This window comes from Bacteroidales bacterium (assembly GCA_035342335.1).
In the GTDB taxonomy this organism is placed as follows: domain Bacteria; phylum Bacteroidota; class Bacteroidia; order Bacteroidales; family JAGONC01; genus JAGONC01.
This window is the reverse complement of the sequence record DAOQWY010000003.1, coordinates 155839-170994: the sequence shown is the minus strand read 5'-3', so window position 1 is coordinate 170994 and position 15156 is coordinate 155839. Positions and strand designations below refer to the sequence as shown.

Here is a 15156-nt window from a genome sequence, read left to right as displayed (position 1 = left end):
TATCTTATTTTTGATAATTTTGTTCCTTATAAATTTTCCCTGATGCCCGGAAAAGCTATTTATGTCCTGGGAATTGAATCATCCTGTGATGATACGTCGGCTGCTGTAATCCGTAACGACGAACTCCTTTCCAACATTATTGCGAACCAGGATGTTCACAAAAAGTACGGAGGTGTCGTACCGGAACTGGCCTCGCGTTCACATCAGCAAAACATCATTCCCGTAATTCAGGCTGCGTTGGATACAGCAAATGTAAATAAAAATGAATTACAGGCAGTATCTTTCACAAGGGGTCCCGGATTACTGGGATCCTTGCTGGTTGGCTCCTCCTTCGCCAAGGCTCTTTCCCTGGGTCTATCCGTTCCGCTGATCGAGGTTGACCATCTGGAAGCGCACATTCTGGCCCATTTCATTCAGGAACCGGGTGCTTCCAAAGCGGTACCCGCCTTTCCTTTTCTTTGTCTCACCGTTTCAGGGGGGCATACACAAATCGTATTGATCCGTGACTATTTCGATATGGAAATCATTGGCAGGACGATGGATGATGCAGCAGGAGAAGCATTCGACAAAGCGGCAAAAATCATGGGACTTCCCTATCCGGGAGGACCCTGGATCGATCAGCATTCCAAAGGAGGTAACCCAACGGCTTACTGCTTTTCAAAGCCCAGGATCCCCGGCCTCGACTTCAGCTTCAGCGGACTTAAAACGTCGTTCCTTTATTTTCTCAGAGACCGTTTAAAAGAAGATCCAGAATTCATCAGCAAGAACATGGCTGATTTATGCGCTTCAATTCAGCAAAGCATAGTCGATATCCTTCTGAATAAACTGATACAGGCTTCTGAAAAAACCGGGATCAGCACCATTGCCATTGCAGGTGGTGTGGCGGCAAATTCCGCCCTGCGGGATGCGGTGCGCAATCAGGAGAACATTCGTAAATGGCAGGTATTTGTTCCCAAAATTGCCTTTACGACCGACAATGCTGCAATGGTGGCCATCTGCGGATATTACAAGTACCTTCGCAATCAAGTTGCAGGCTACGAAATCTCACCTTATTCCCGCAGTTCAAAATCCCGGGCAGATGATCAGGATTCAGCTCCATGACTCCACCTGGTGTTCTTTCCGGAGCAGGTCATTCACTGTTTTGACCGGATTGAACGTGATCAAAGGCACCTCAATGAAAACTGTGATCCAACCGGCCATGGCCCCGTTCCACAATCCCGGAAGTTCCATCGCCTTTAGCTCCCTGCCATCTTTCGATTTCCTGGATATAAATCCGGTGGACGAATCAACATACATCGTCAGATCGAATTTCTTCCCCTGGTGATCTCTGATACTGCAGACCAGGTCAACAGGATTGAAATGGGTAGCCTCGAGGAAGTGCCTTTTTTGTTCCGGATCTGCGTTGTTCACCTGGGATGATTCCACGATCTGGAGACTGATCCTTCCCTGACCATCCTTCACCCAGAAAGGCCCCCCGCCTGGTTCGCCAACATTTTTTACCATTCCGCAGACACGAATTGGCCTGTGAAGCAAATGGAACAACGCCAGTTGCTTCTTCTCCCAGTCCAAACCATCTAAAAACGAAGTATCCATAAACAGTTTATCTCGTGCAAACAATGCCATCTCGTTCATTTCCTGCTCGTCAGGTAAAGGTTCCTGTAACCTTTTCAGACAGGTGAAAACCTTCTGGCGAAGTGTCAGAAGATATCCTGCAAGGGCTTTTTTGAAGAGTGTGTTTTCAGGTTTCAGGTGGTCCGGAACGACATTATCAATGTTTTTGATGAAAATGACATCAGCTTCCAGATCATTCAGGTTTTCGATCAGTGCACCGTGACCGGCAGGTCTGAAAAGCAGTCTGCCATCAGAATTCCGGAAGGGTTCATTGTTCAGGTCCACCGCCAGGGTATCAGTGGAGGACTTTTGAACCGAAAAGTCCACCTGATAGGTAACCCCGTAACGTTTTCCATAGCCATCTATTTTGTGGCCGACAAGGTCACGGAACGCTTCCAGATGCTCCGGGGATACGGTGAAATGCAGGCGAACGTCCCCGGTAACATTCCTGCAATATGCCGCTCCTTCAACAAGATGTTCTTCCATAGCAGTCCGGATTTCGCCGGGATAACGGTGAAAGGAAAGCAATCCTTTCGGCAGTGCAGCATAGTTCATTCCGTCCCTGTCAAGGAGATGATGGATGATCTTCTGATAATCATTTTTTTTAAGTAAATTACGCAACTCCAGTCCTTGATTACGGAGTGTAGTCTGAAGTTCACCGGTAAAAGGGAACCTGTGCAAATCAGCAATGAACACCGCCACAGCCGGGTATTTCTTTTCAAGCGCTATAATGTCAGAAGGAAAGTCAGGTGACCGGTGGGCCGACTGGAACTCAAAAAGGTCTTTGAACATCCGGGTTGCGGCCCCCGATGCGGGAACAAATTTTATCATCTGGACGCTGTTTTGTTGTGCGTCGAATGCGTCGGCACTGGCTTTTACCTGTTGGTCATCTAACCTGACGATGCCATTGTCGATGGTAGCAGGCGCTACCAGAACGACAAAGGGAAATCCTTCTTTGAAACGGGCAAGTTGATTCCCGACGTTCTGCAGGCCAATCCCCTGTGAATTAAACTGTTCCAGATCAGTTGATGTAAACATGGATTTGAATTTGATCAGTCATTGAACAAAAATAACGATTGACGCCGTCCCTTTACCCCAACGTATAAAATATTTTGTACGAATCATTCCATCAAAAATTTTTATATATTTGCACCTCATTTTTGCCCAGGTGGTGGAACTGGTAGACACGCTACTTTGAGGGGGTAGTGACCGTAAGGTCGTGCAAGTTCGATTCTTGTCCTGGGCACCCCGGCCCAAGTGGCGGAATTGGTAGACGCGCTAGATTCAGGGTCTAGTGACCGTTCAGGTCGTGCAAGTTCGAGTCTTGTCTTGGGCACTTTCAGAAAGCTGGGATTCCATTTTATGGCCTGCATCTCTTCCTGAAGGTTTTTGGTTCTATCCGGATTTCCTTATCCTGGAAAGCAAATCAGCAATTTCTTCCTCCATTTGTTTTCTGACCTGTTGTTCCCCGATCAGATTCCGTTTCAGTGATTGGATCTCATTCCTTAAATCTGTGATCTCCCGCTCAGGTTTGTCCCCTTTCCCTCCAGCACAATCAGAACGTTCTTCGTTCACGGGAGTTGAACTCCTTCTATGACTTTCACCCGCCAGATCGCGCTGAGCATCCTTTATCTGTTGATCCAACTGTGCAACCATCCGGCGCAGTGACCTGTTTTTTCCACAATGGATCAGTAACAGGATGAACAGGGCGATCATTAAAATGATCAGCAATCCAACTATAAATTCAAGCAACCGGGTAAAATAGTCCATTTCGGTCAACCGGGTCTTCACCAGGTCAAAATCCTGAGTCGTTCGCTGGATTTCATCCCTGAATCCTTGATTCTGAACCAAAAGTGAATCAATGGTTTGCTCATAAAAAATATGTGTAGAATCAATAGATTGATTATCAATAGAATAAATATTATTAATTAAATAAAAGATTAAATATAATATAAAAATAATTTTAAAAAAAATATAACTAATATTTTTATTTTTTATGGACATTGATATTGATGATTATGAAAAAATGTTACTGTGCCATTTCATTGCAACACCCAAAATTATAGGAATTTTCCGCTCATGAAGTGAATATTGTAAATTTGTGGGGTAAAGATGAAGAATGAAGGATGAAGGATGAAGAATAATTTTTTTATTTGGGGAATCATTTTACTGTGGCAGGTGAACAGTCATACTGCTCTTGGTCAGGAAAAATACCATATTGCATTTTCGGTAAAGAATCTGCCTGACAGCGTTTGTTATCTGGTCAGGTACACTGGCGACAAAACCTATCTTGTGGATACGGCCCTGGTAAAAGAGCATGCATTCGCATTTGAGGGGGACGCGGATCTGGAAAGGGGAATGTATATGCTCGCCGGGCAGGCAAAAAACAAGTACATTGATTTCATTGTCAATGATGCCAGCAGGTTTCGTATCGAAACCGACACCGTGGACTGGATCGGAAACATCCGTGTCAGGGGATCGGAAGAGAATCAATTGTTCTTCGACTACATCTCCTATCTCCAAAATAAAAGAAAACTGGTCGACTCACTGAACCGCTTACATTCTGCCGATTCAATGAATGATCCGATGAAAACTACCGTTGAGGCGCAAATCAAATCCATCGACAGCGAGGTGTATCGTTATCAAAAAGAGCTGGTTGACCTGCACAGGGGTACCTTTTTTGCGGCTTTCCTTCTGGCATCGCTGGAACCTGATGAACTGAATGCATTGAAGCAGAACCCCCTGTCCGCCGAAAAAGAAAAATTGTTCCGGGACTATAAGGACCATTACTGGGATCATTTTAACCTTACGGATGAACGACTGCTGCATTCGCCGTTATTCCATCCCCGGATGGAACGTTACATGGATGATCTGGTCTTTCCTGCTCCGGACTCGATAGCGCAGGAGATTGATTCAATTTTGTCACGGACCAGCACGAACAAGGCTGTTTATGAATACCTGATCTGGTACTTCACGCTCAAATACGAACGTTCAAAGATCATGGGCCACGATGCCGTCTTCGTCCACATGGCCAATCGCTATTTCAAGACCGGGAAGGCAGACTTCATGAATGAGACCGTCAGGCAAAACATCATCAAACGTTCCAACATATTGGAGCCATTGCTGATTGGCAAAGCCGCTCCGCTGATGATCCTCCTTGACACCAGTGACATTCCCGTATCACTTTACCAGATCGGGAAAGCCTACACCATCATTTATTTCTGGGACTCAGATTGCAGTTTTTGCCGTAAGGAAACACCCCGTCTGAAACAGTTTTATGATGAAAAGAAGGACTCCCTCGATCTGGAGGTGTATGCCGTTTGTATCGATACATCGTTGGTTGAATGGAAAAAATACATCATTGAGCATGAGTTGGAATGGGTCAACGTCAACGGCTACCTTAGTCTCACACCTGATTTTCATGATCTTTATGATGTTCACAGTTCACCTGTGATGTATTTATTGGACAGGGAAAAAAATATCATTGCCAAACATATTCTTACGGAACAGATCATTGAGCTTCTGGGCCGGAAACAATAAGAATGGAAAACCGGATAAAAACAAACCTATGAAGAAGAGCCTGTCCTATTTACTTTTATTTTTTTATCTTACTAATTCGCAGATGGTTTATGCCCAAAAGGGATGGCAAAAGCTGTCGACACAGGTTGTTGTAGATCTCAATGATGTTTTTTTCATTAATGTTATGGAGGGATGGATCGTTGGCCGGTCGGGCACGATTCTGCACACAGCGGATGGAGGCATTCACTGGGAAGTTCAACCGACAACCACCTCCAGCTTTCTGCAGAGTGTCTGGTTTCAGAATGATTCGTCAGGATGGATTGTTGGCAGCGCCGGGATCATGCTTGCAACATCCGACAAGGGAGAAAACTGGTCACTGCCCGCTTCCCCATACACGATGGATTATGCCGACATTGTGTTCAGTGATGCCGAGAATGGATGGATTGTCGGAAACGAGGGGATCATCCTGCATACATCGAATGGAGGGCAAAAATGGCAGTACCAGTATGCGGGCGTGCAGGAATCGATCCTTTCGGTTTCCTTTTCCGATGCGAACAATGGATGGTTAGCCGGGACGTACGCAAGCGGGTGGTTATCGCACACGACCAATGGCGGTACGGACTGGGCGGACTATACACAACCCATTGAGGATCTGACCTATGATGTTTTCTTTATCAATCCGTACAGGGGATGGGTTGGAGGTGAGGGAAAGCTGCTTTTTACGGATGACGTTGGCGAAACCTGGGAGGTCCGTCCCCTCCCCGTGGGTACCGGTCCGGTAGTGGATATTGTCTTTGTGAATGATACCCTGGGATGGGTCATCACCGAAAAGAACCTCTTTGCCACAACCGACGCGGGTCTTACATGGGCTTTGCAATTACAACTTGACGATTATAACTATTTTAAGGCCATTTACTTCGCTGATCCGCAGCATGGCTGGATCGTTGGCAGAAAGGGACTGGTTTATGCTACAACAGATGGCGGAGGGATGGGCATCAGCGAAATGGATGTTTCCGATCAGTTGCTTCTATATCCAAATCCATCGGATGGAAGCTTTACGCTGAAGTTACGGGAAAATCTAACCAAAGGTGAACCTTTTCTGATCGAAATTTTCAGCCTTTCCGGTCATCTTGTTTTCAGGGACAGCAATCCCCTGCAGGAAGATTATCAAATCAACCTGGGAGGGAGTTCCGGCGCAGCTGTTCTGAGGATCTCCCAGGGCCGGATGACAGGAAGCCGACGGATTATTTTTCCTTAAATAGTTGAAGCTCTGGCCGCTTCGACAACAGCCTTGAATGCATCAGGATGGTTCATGGCCAGGTCGGCCAGCACCTTTCTGTTCAGCTGGATCTTTTTTTCATTGAGCAGTCCCATCAACGCTGAATAGGATAAGCCATGTTCCCTGGCTCCTGCGTTGATGCGAATGATCCATAATCCCCTGAAGCTTCTTTTTTTGTTTCTCCTGTCGCGATAAGCATACGCCAGGCTTTTGTCGTGGGCATTCTTTGCGACGGTAAGGACGTTCTTTCTTCTGCCGAACTGACCTTTAACGCGGGAAAAAACTTTCTTTTTTCTTTGATGTGATGCTACAGAATTGACTGATCGTGGCATGATGATTTTGATTTATTGCTTCAGCGTTCCGTATTTCAGGACCCTTGTAGGCTGAGAGCAAGTGAAACATGATTAAATTAGCTGGCAAGCATTTGTTTTACAGTGCTCACATCCGCTTTATCCACCAGCGCGGCATATCCCAGGTTACGTTTCCTTTTGGTGGTTTTTTTGGTCAAAATGTGACTTTTGTATGCATGCTTCCTTTTAATTTTGCCGGTACCCGTTAAGGAAAAACGTTTTTTGGCTCCGGACTTGCTTTTCATCTTTGGCATTTCCAATGATTTTATGGTAACGTTATTTTCTCGGTGCTATGATCATGATCATCCTTTTACCTTCCAGCAGCGGCAGTTTTTCAACCTTCCCGTATTCAGTCAGTTCATCGGCAAACCGAAGCATAATAAGCTCTCCCTGGTCTTTATAGACAATCGATCTGCCCCTGAAGAACACATCCACTTTTACTTTAGCCCCTTCCTGGAGGAATTTGATTGCATGCTTGAGCTTGAAGTTAAAATCGTGATCGTCTGTGTTAGGACCCAGCCGTATCTCCTTCACAACCACTTTCGCGCTCTTGGCTTTGATTTCCTTTTGTTTCTTCTTTAATTCATAGAGGAACTTTTTATAATCAATCACCTTACAAACGGGTGGATTGGCAGTGGGAGAAATCTCCACCAGATCAAGACCGAGGTTATAAGCGATCTCGAGTGCTTCCCTGATCCCATAAATTCCTTGCTGGATATTTTCACCTACCACCCGCACCACGGGTGAAGTTATGCGTTCATTGATCCGATGTTTGTCTTCCTTCGGTTTTCTTGCCGGATTGTATCTTCTTCCGGCATCATACATTTGTGCAGCTATGAGTCTTCCTCCTATGTTTAGTTAGTACTGGGGAAAAGGGTTATACTCCTTCCCTGATGTCAATTGTCAAGAAGGTGTTGAATTTCATTCTTGATCAGGTCAGCAAACTGACTGACAGTAAACGTGCCAAGGTCGCCTTCTCCCTGTTTACGAACGGCAAGTAACTCCTGTTCCGCTTCTTTCTCGCCCACGACAATCATATAGGGAATCTTCGCCAGTTCAGCATCACGGATCTTCTTGCCTATCTTTTCGTTCCTTTCGTCAATGCGGCCGCGAATTTCGTAATTATTCAGCAATTTTAAAACTTTTTTTGAATAATCCTGGTATTTTTCACTGATAGGCAATATAATAGCCTGATCCGGCGCAAGCCAGATCGGAAATTTCCCGGCCGTATGCTCAATCAGGACGGCTACGAATCGCTCCATGGAGCCAAAGGGTGCACGGTGGATCATGATGGGGCGGTGACGCTGGTTGTCATTCCCGATGTATTCCAGTTCAAACCTGTCGGGCAGGTTATAATCAACCTGGATCGTTCCCAACTGCCATTTCCTTCCCAGGGCATCCTTCACCATGAAATCCATCTTGGGTCCGTAAAAAGCTGCCTCACCATAAACTACGACCGTATTGGGCAGCCCCTTTTCAACAGCCACTTCCTGGATTGCCCTTTCAGCTTTTTCCCAGTTCTCATCCGTACCAATGTATTTTTCCTTGTTCTTCTGGTCACGCAAAGATATCTGCGTGATGTATTCCTTAAAGTCAAGCGCTTTAAAGATTTTCATTACGATGTCGATGACTCCGATGAATTCTTCCTTCAGTTGATCGGGCGTACAGAAGATATGGGCATCATCCTGGGTGAATCCCCGTACCCGGGTCAGCCCATGCAGTTCACCGTGCTGTTCGTAACGGTACACCGTCCCAAATTCCGCCATCCGCAAGGGTAAATCTTTATAGGATTTGGGCTTGTCGCGGTAAATCTCGCAATGATGCGGACAATTCATCGGTTTAAGGAAAAACTGCTCTCCTTCTTCCGGTGTTGAAATGGGCTGGAAAGAGTCTTTGCCATATTTGTCGAAATGGCCTGACATCTTGTAAAGGTTCACATTTCCGATATGCGGGGTGAGTACCTGGACGTATCCAGCTTCCTTTTGGAGTTTTTTCAGGAAGGATTCGAGGCGTTCCCTGAGTTGGGCGCCCCGTGGCAGCCAAAGGGGCAAACCGGCTCCCACTGCCTCTGAAAACGTGAACAGTTCCATTTCACGACCAATACGGCGGTGGTCCCTTTTTTTGGCTTCTTCGATCATGGCCAGATAGTCATCCAGCTCTTTCTGTTTGGGAAAAGTGATCCCATAGATCCGCGTCAGTTGCTTGCGTTTGACATCTCCCCTCCAGTATGCGCCTGCAATGCTGAGAAGTTTGATCGCTTTGATCGGTGAAGTATCCGGTAAATGGGGCCCCCTGCATAAATCAACAAAATTGCCGGATGAGTAAAATGTGATCTGTGCGTCCTGAAGGTCCTGAATCAACTCCAGCTTGTATGGATCATCCTTGGCCGTAAAATACGCCAGGGCTTCCTCCTTTGAAACTTCCTTCCTGACAAATACCTGTTTTTCACGGGCAAGCGCAAGCATCTTTTCCTCAATCTTCCTGAAATCGTTTTCAGAAATTGCGTAGTCACAAAAATCAATGTCGTAATAGAATCCATTTTCGATGTCAGGGCCGATCCCGAATTTCACACCGGGGTAGAGGCTCTCGATCGCTTCGGCCATCAGGTGTGCGGAAGAATGCCACATGGTTGCCTTACCCTCATCGTCATTCCAGGTAAGAAGCTGGATATGTGCATCACAGGTTATGGGTCGTGTGGCATCGATGACCTCACCATTCACGTTCACCGACAGTACATTTCTTGCAAGCCCTTCACTGATCCCCCGGGCAATCTCCAGGCCGGTAATGCCAGCCGGGAAAGATCCTACAGACTGATCAGGGAATGTTATTTTGATTGAATTGTCCATTTCATGAAAAATTGGGTGCAAAGATATAACATTTCCGCAAATTAATTACCCGCTCCGGGATTCATCAGGCCTCATCCAGCATCTTTGTCCATTCCCTTTTGGGGCGCTTCTTCCATTCACCCCTGTGATACACATAGCTGGCAATCAGGGGAAGTACCGTCGTTGCCTCAGCATAGACCATTTGTTCATAAACTGTTTCCACCTTACCCCAGGAGGAAGCTTCCTTCAACGTAGAGCTGGAACAGGCACCGTCACGTGCGTCTGCTACGGTGATCTGAATGGCATATTGATGCATGGGCACATCCTTTCCCAGCACTTCAGCGCACACGACCGTGTCCTGTGCAAAATTCTTGGGTACGCCGCCGCCAATCATCAGGAGGCCGCTGTTTTCGGCATTCAGCTTTATCTTCGTCAATTCCAGGAAATCCTTCACCGAATCAATGGAAACATGTTTTCCGGGGTGATCCCATTGATGCAGGGCCAGCCCGAATCCGGCGCTGCTGTCGCTGAATGCAGGGCAAAAGATCGGGACGTTGTTTTCAAACGCAACCTGCACCAGTGAATCCTTTTTCACGGAATGTTCGGTCAGGTAGCGGCCCATCTCACGGATGAATTCCCGTGAAGAATACGGACGGGGAGGCAGTGCGTCAGCGATCTTTTTGATCGTCGTATCGCACACCTGAAGCTCCTCTTCATCAATGAAGGTGTCATAGATGCGGTCGATGTAAAGCTCCCTGAGATGGTGGTCATTGATGAACGGGGTTCCCCTGTAATGCTTGAAACCAAGCGCCTCAAAAAAGTCCATATCCACAATCGACGCTCCTGTCGCCACAATGCAATCGATCATATTGTGTTTCACCATATCAACGTACACCTGCATGCATCCCCCTGCACTGGTGCTGCCGGCCAGGGTCAGCCATGCCGAACAGGTTTTGTCGGCAAGCATACGGTTGAAAATGAACGCTGCATTGGCCGTATCCCTCGACGAAAATGACATCCTGGACATGGCTTCAATGATGGGTGTGGAGTCAAACGATTTGAAATCGATGTGTTCAATAGTCTCTTTTAACAGTTCTTTTTTCTTCATTTCAGTATCAATTGATTTAATCTGTCAAACAATATTTATAGCTCAGAAGTTTATAGACAAGTTTAGCTGCCAGAAAATCCGGCGCCTTATTGTTTTCGGCAGGGCAGAGTTCAACAACGTCAAAACCGACGATATGGTTTCGTTCAGCCACCCTCTTTAGAAGGTTCAGGACCGGATACCATAGCAGTCCTCCTGGTTCAGGAGTACCGGTGGAGGGCATGATGGAAGGATCAAAAACATCAAGGTCGATGGTAATGTAAACGTTTCTGGTGAGGCGTGAAACTACCTGTTCGATCCAGTCGGTTCCCGATTGAATGTGCTCTGCAAGAAACAGGTTATCTTTAACAAGAAAAGGTACTTCACTGATGTCCATGCTTCGGATGCCAACCTGAATGACCGGGCACAGTTCCCTGACGCGCGAAATTACGCAGGCGTGGTTGTAAATGCTGTCCTGGTAATCAGGCCGCAGATCCGTATGAGCATCCAGCTGAAGGACACAGAGTTCGTTGAAATTCTCGGCAAAGGCGATCACCGAACCAATCGTTACCGAATGCTCGCCTCCCAGCAGCACCACGAATTTATCATCCCTGATGTAATGTTTGACTTTCTGGTAAACTACATTCACCATTTTTTTGGGATCCTCGGCCGTATCAATGGACCGTGCCTGAAAAATACCCTTTTCAAACACCTGGCTGTCAGTCTCGATGTCATAAAGCTCCATATTGCACGATGCTTCGAAGATGGCGGCAGGTCCTTTGTCAGCACCCTTCATCCACGTACTTGTCCCGTCAAAGGGAACCGGCAGCACCACGATCCGTGCTTGCTCGTATGAGGCGTATTCATCAGGAATGTCAGCAAAATTCATTGTCAGGAATTAAATGTAACCTCAAAATCAAGTTCAGTTCAAATATATCAGTTATTTTACAACGGCAAAAGAAAAATCCCCGTTCATTGTCATTGATTCGTCAGGATGCGAAACTCCGTCCGCCTGTTCAAACGGCGTCCCTCCTCCGTCTCATTGGAGGCAACCGGGATGGAATAGCCATAGCCATTGTATTGCAGACGGGAGGCATGGATTCCATTTTCAACCAGGTACTGGTAAACCGAAAGTGCTCTCATCAATGACAGCCGTGCATTGTATTCTTCCGTACCTACCAGGTCAGTATGCCCCCGGATTTCAATCTGTACGCCTGGATTTTCGTTCAGGAAGAGCATCAAGGTATTCAACTCGGCCAGTGACTCTTTTTCAAGAAGGTACTGACCGGTTTGAAAAAAGATATTCTTCATCACGATCACCTGATCAGGCTTGATGGGTTTCAGGGCTATGTCAATCAGTAATGGATCGCCGAAGGTCTTTACGCCGCGCAGCGCAATATGCTCGGAATGAAATGCGTACCCCTTTGCGGTCACATTCAGTGCATAATCCTTATCCGTGGGCAGCGAAAGCAAAAAAGATCCCGTTAGTTCGTCTGAAAATGATTCGATGACCGTCAGCCCGGTCTCCAGGTCCATCAGGTTGAACCCTGACCCGACAGGTTCCAGGGTTTCAGCATCAAGAACCTTTCCTTTCATATAGGTCACCTGCAGGGGTCTGACCTCGGGATAGAGATCGAATTTATAAATATCCATCCCTCCCAGTCCTCCGGCTTTAGCCGATGAAACATAAGCTGTAGTGCCGGAGGCATCCACGATCAGGTTCACTTCATCCGCCAGCGTATTGATCGGAAATCCAAGGTTTTTTGGTTCGGTCCACTGCCCAGGTGAGTCCTTCCGGCATAAAAACAAATCATACCCTCCCATTCCGACATGGCCTCTGGATGAAAAATAAAGGGTCCGGTTATCGGGATGAATGAACGGTGCCATTTCATCCTCCGTCGTATTAACCGTTTCTCCAAGGTTTACAGGCTTACTCCATTGTGAATCAGGAAGATAAATAGAATACCACACATCCGATCCCCCGAGCCCACCAGGCCGGTTGCTCACGAAAAAAAGGGTCCGGCCGTCGGAACCCAGACAGGGCTGGGTTTCCCAGTAGGCTGAATTGATGACAGGTCCAAGATTTCGTGGCTCACCCCAGCGATTGTCTTTACGGAAAGAAATGTAAAGATCACAGCTCCCATAACCGTCCGGCTGGTTGCAGGCGGAAAAAAGCAGGTACCGGCCGTCGGGTGAAATGAACAGGGCACCTTCATTGTCAGGTGTGTTCATGGGCGGACCCAGCGGTTCCCTTTTCCCCCAGCCTTCTTCTCCCCCGTGTGAAAGATAGAAATCTTCCTCTTTGATCCCTTTTTTCTCTCCGTCTCCGGTCCGGGAGCCCACTGTCAGATATAATTCACTGTTGTCCAGTGTGATCGCATTGATGTATTCATCAGAGGAAGAATTGACACCTGATCCAAGATTCACAGGACTAAAAGGCACGGGGTGAAGTATGCCCTGAATGGCAAAATTGCTCCGCTCCAGCAGGTTTTCCGCCAGGAGCCTTTTCTCCGCGGTAATGCCTTCCTGATCGAGAAAGATTTCCAAATCAATTTTTGCCTCTGAATAAAGTCCTTCCTTCAGTTCAGCCTTTGCGGCCATCAACCTGGCATCGGGGTAGCAGCCGGGATCCAGTTCAGAAGCTTTTTTGTAAAAAAAAGCCGACTGCAGGGATTCGTCCAGTTCTGAATAAAGATCTCCCAGCATCAGGTATCCTTCGGTGAAATGATCATCCAGTTCAACAGCTCGTTGTGCATACGAAATAGCTTTAGGAAAATCCCCTGCCTTGAAATAGTTTTCAGCCTTATAGAAGGCTTTCTTTGCCTTTTTAAAGGAAGTGCCTGAAGGTTGTTGGCCATCCACACTGAAAACCAGAAGTAAACAGGTCAGCAGGACCAAATACCGGGCTGGTAAACGGAAACGATTATTTAAACCAGCCAGCATCACGGGATACCCATATATTTATGACTCTGCAGGGAAATACGCCAGCGGGGATTTTCCAGGATATAATTGATCACCAGGGGCATCATGGTCTCCCGCCTGCTCCATTCGGGCTGCAACAGAAGGTGGCAGTCAGGGTTCACCTTTTTTGAAAGTTGCTCTGCCCATTCTAAATCATCCACCTCAAAGACAATCATTTTCAGTTCGTTGGCCCACGAAAAAAATGAATCTTCGGGCTCTTTTTTCCTCTTGGGTGATAAGCAGATCCAATCCCAGTTGCCTGTCAGCGGATAGGTTCCGGAAGTCTCCAGGTAGGTTTTGATACCGAATTTCTTCAGTTCGCTGCAAAGATAATTCAGATTGTACATCAGGGGTTCCCCTCCCGTTACGACAACGGCCTTTGCCCTGCAGCCTGACGCATTCTGAATGATCTGATCAGCGGGCGTCAGCGGGTGCAGGGCCGGATTCCAGGATTCCTTCACATCACACCAGCAGCATCCGACATCACAGCCTCCGATGCGGATGAAATAGGCTGCTTTACCGGTATGGATCCCCTCCCCCTGCAGCGTATAGAATTCTTCCATCAGCGGTAGCAGGAGCCCCTGTCGGAGTTGTTCGTGTTGGTGAGGAGTCAAGGGTAGATCTCTTTGTTAAATGCCTTAAGCGTATTATTGAGCAATGCAACGATGGTCATCGGTCCCACACCCCCAGGTACCGGGGTTATGTATTCCGATTTTTTGGAGACCTGATCGAAATCCACATCCCCGGTCAGATGGTGACCGGTTGCTTTGGAAGGATCCTGAATGCGGTGCATTCCAACGTCGATGACCACCGCACCTGGTTTGACCATATCACCTTTCACAAAATGGGGCTGGCCGATTGCAGCGATCAGAATGTCAGCCTGCCGGCACAATTCCTCCAGATGGCGTGTTTTGCTGTGACAGAGGGTCACCGTACAATTTCCCGGGTAACATTTACGGGAAAGTAAAATGCTTACCGGAGTACCGACGATGTTGCTTCTGCCCAGAACGACACAGTGTTTCCCTTCGGTTTCGATGTGATAGTATTCCAGCAGTTTGATGATCCCGTAAGGTGTTGCAGGCAGGTAAGCAGGCATGCCCTGGACCATCCTGCCGATGTTCAACGGGTGAAAGCCGTCAACATCCTTTGCAGGATCAATTGCCTGGATGATTTTTGGCGAAGAGATATGATCAGGCAAGGGAAGCTGTACGATCAGCCCGTGGATGTCCTCATCCCTATTGATAAAATCAATGACCTTCAGCAGCTCTTTCTCCGAAAGGCCGGAGGGATATTTGTAAACGGATGATGTTATTCCGACTTCCTGACAGGCTTTTTCCTTGTTTTTAACATACGTCTCACTGGCGGGATCTTCTCCGACAAGGACAGCGGCAAGATGCGGGGAAATGCCAAAATCATCTATGGAACGAGCCACATCACGGGCAATCCCGGCACGGATCTCCGAGGCAACCTGTTTACCATTCATTAGCTCCATCGGTCAGTAAATTAAATCATTTTTAAGCAGACCCA

At 47.2% G+C, this 15156-nt stretch carries 14 protein-coding genes and 2 tRNA genes; 5 read left to right on the top strand and 11 right to left on the bottom strand.

What is annotated here, in order from left to right; all coding sequences use genetic code 11:
- Nucleotides 1-42: 42 nt before the first annotated feature.
- Entirely contained in the window at nt 43-1101 is a 1059-nt protein-coding gene (gene tsaD / locus PKI34_02760; protein HNS16724.1) for a tRNA (adenosine(37)-N6)-threonylcarbamoyltransferase complex transferase subunit TsaD, read from the top strand.
- Here the strand turns inward: tsaD and PKI34_02755 are convergent.
- Nucleotides 1090-2649, bottom strand: a complete 1560-nt coding sequence (locus PKI34_02755; GenBank protein HNS16723.1) for a DUF4301 family protein — start codon at nt 2647-2649, stop codon at nt 1090-1092. The two genes, tsaD and PKI34_02755, sit on opposite strands and share 12 nt — an antisense overlap.
- A 124-nt stretch (nt 2650-2773) precedes the next feature.
- Here PKI34_02755 and PKI34_02750 point away from each other — a divergent pair.
- Both PKI34_02750 and PKI34_02745 read left to right on the top strand, forming a co-directional pair.
- Nucleotides 2774-2857, top strand: a tRNA-Leu gene (locus PKI34_02750).
- A gap of 5 nt (nt 2858-2862) precedes the next feature.
- Nucleotides 2863-2947 (top strand) — tRNA-Leu (locus PKI34_02745).
- A 59-nt stretch (nt 2948-3006) separates the two neighbouring features.
- On the opposite strand, the gene PKI34_02740 is transcribed toward PKI34_02745, so the two are convergent.
- A complete protein-coding gene (locus PKI34_02740; protein HNS16722.1) occupies nt 3007-3462 on the bottom strand; it encodes a hypothetical protein in 456 nt (151 codons plus the stop codon).
- A gap of 282 nt (nt 3463-3744) precedes the next feature.
- Between PKI34_02740 and PKI34_02735 the strand changes: the two genes are divergently transcribed.
- Nucleotides 3745-5151 (top strand): thioredoxin-like domain-containing protein, encoded by a 1407-nt coding sequence (locus PKI34_02735; GenBank protein HNS16721.1) that lies wholly within the window; start codon nt 3745-3747, stop codon nt 5149-5151.
- A gap of 28 nt (nt 5152-5179) precedes the next feature.
- Complete coding sequence (locus PKI34_02730; protein ID HNS16720.1) at nt 5180-6388, top strand: YCF48-related protein; 1209 nt, start codon at nt 5180-5182, stop codon at nt 6386-6388.
- Here PKI34_02730 and rplT read toward each other — a convergent pair.
- The 9 genes from rplT to folD all read right to left on the bottom strand — a co-directional run bounded on the left by rplT (nt 6385) and on the right by folD (nt 15121).
- Nucleotides 6385-6741: a 50S ribosomal protein L20 gene (gene rplT / locus PKI34_02725; GenBank protein ID HNS16719.1), complete on the bottom strand. Its 357-nt coding sequence runs from the start codon at nt 6739-6741 to the stop codon at nt 6385-6387. The genes PKI34_02730 and rplT overlap by 4 nt on opposite strands.
- Nucleotides 6742-6818: 77 nt before the next feature.
- Complete coding sequence (rpmI, locus tag PKI34_02720) at nt 6819-7013, bottom strand: 50S ribosomal protein L35 (GenBank protein ID HNS16718.1); 195 nt, start codon at nt 7011-7013, stop codon at nt 6819-6821.
- Between the two features lie 22 nt (nt 7014-7035).
- Nucleotides 7036-7584 (bottom strand): translation initiation factor IF-3, encoded by a 549-nt coding sequence (gene infC, locus PKI34_02715; GenBank protein ID HNS16717.1) that lies wholly within the window; start codon nt 7582-7584, stop codon nt 7036-7038.
- Nucleotides 7585-7655: 71 nt separating this feature from the next.
- Nucleotides 7656-9605 (bottom strand): threonine--tRNA ligase, encoded by a 1950-nt coding sequence (gene thrS / locus PKI34_02710; protein ID HNS16716.1) that lies wholly within the window; start codon nt 9603-9605, stop codon nt 7656-7658.
- Between the two features lie 64 nt (nt 9606-9669).
- Entirely contained in the window at nt 9670-10692 is a 1023-nt protein-coding gene (locus PKI34_02705; protein HNS16715.1) for a deoxyhypusine synthase, read from the bottom strand.
- 16 nt (nt 10693-10708) lie between these two features.
- Nucleotides 10709-11557 carry an agmatinase gene (gene speB, locus PKI34_02700; protein ID HNS16714.1) on the bottom strand — a complete coding sequence of 283 codons (849 nt, stop codon included), beginning with the start codon at nt 11555-11557 and terminating at the stop codon, nt 10709-10711.
- A gap of 89 nt (nt 11558-11646) precedes the next feature.
- Entirely contained in the window at nt 11647-13566 is a 1920-nt protein-coding gene (locus tag PKI34_02695) for an OmpA family protein (protein ID HNS16713.1), read from the bottom strand.
- Between the two features lie 44 nt (nt 13567-13610).
- The gene (locus PKI34_02690) at nt 13611-14243 is read right to left on the bottom strand and encodes a 7-carboxy-7-deazaguanine synthase QueE (GenBank protein HNS16712.1); all 633 of its coding nucleotides are present in this window, start codon (nt 14241-14243) and stop codon (nt 13611-13613) included.
- On the bottom strand, nt 14240-15121 hold the full coding sequence (gene folD, locus PKI34_02685) for a bifunctional methylenetetrahydrofolate dehydrogenase/methenyltetrahydrofolate cyclohydrolase FolD (protein ID HNS16711.1): 882 nt from the start codon (nt 15119-15121) through the stop codon (nt 14240-14242). The genes PKI34_02690 and folD overlap by 4 nt, the downstream gene beginning before the upstream one ends.
- Nucleotides 15122-15156 lie beyond the last annotated feature (35 nt).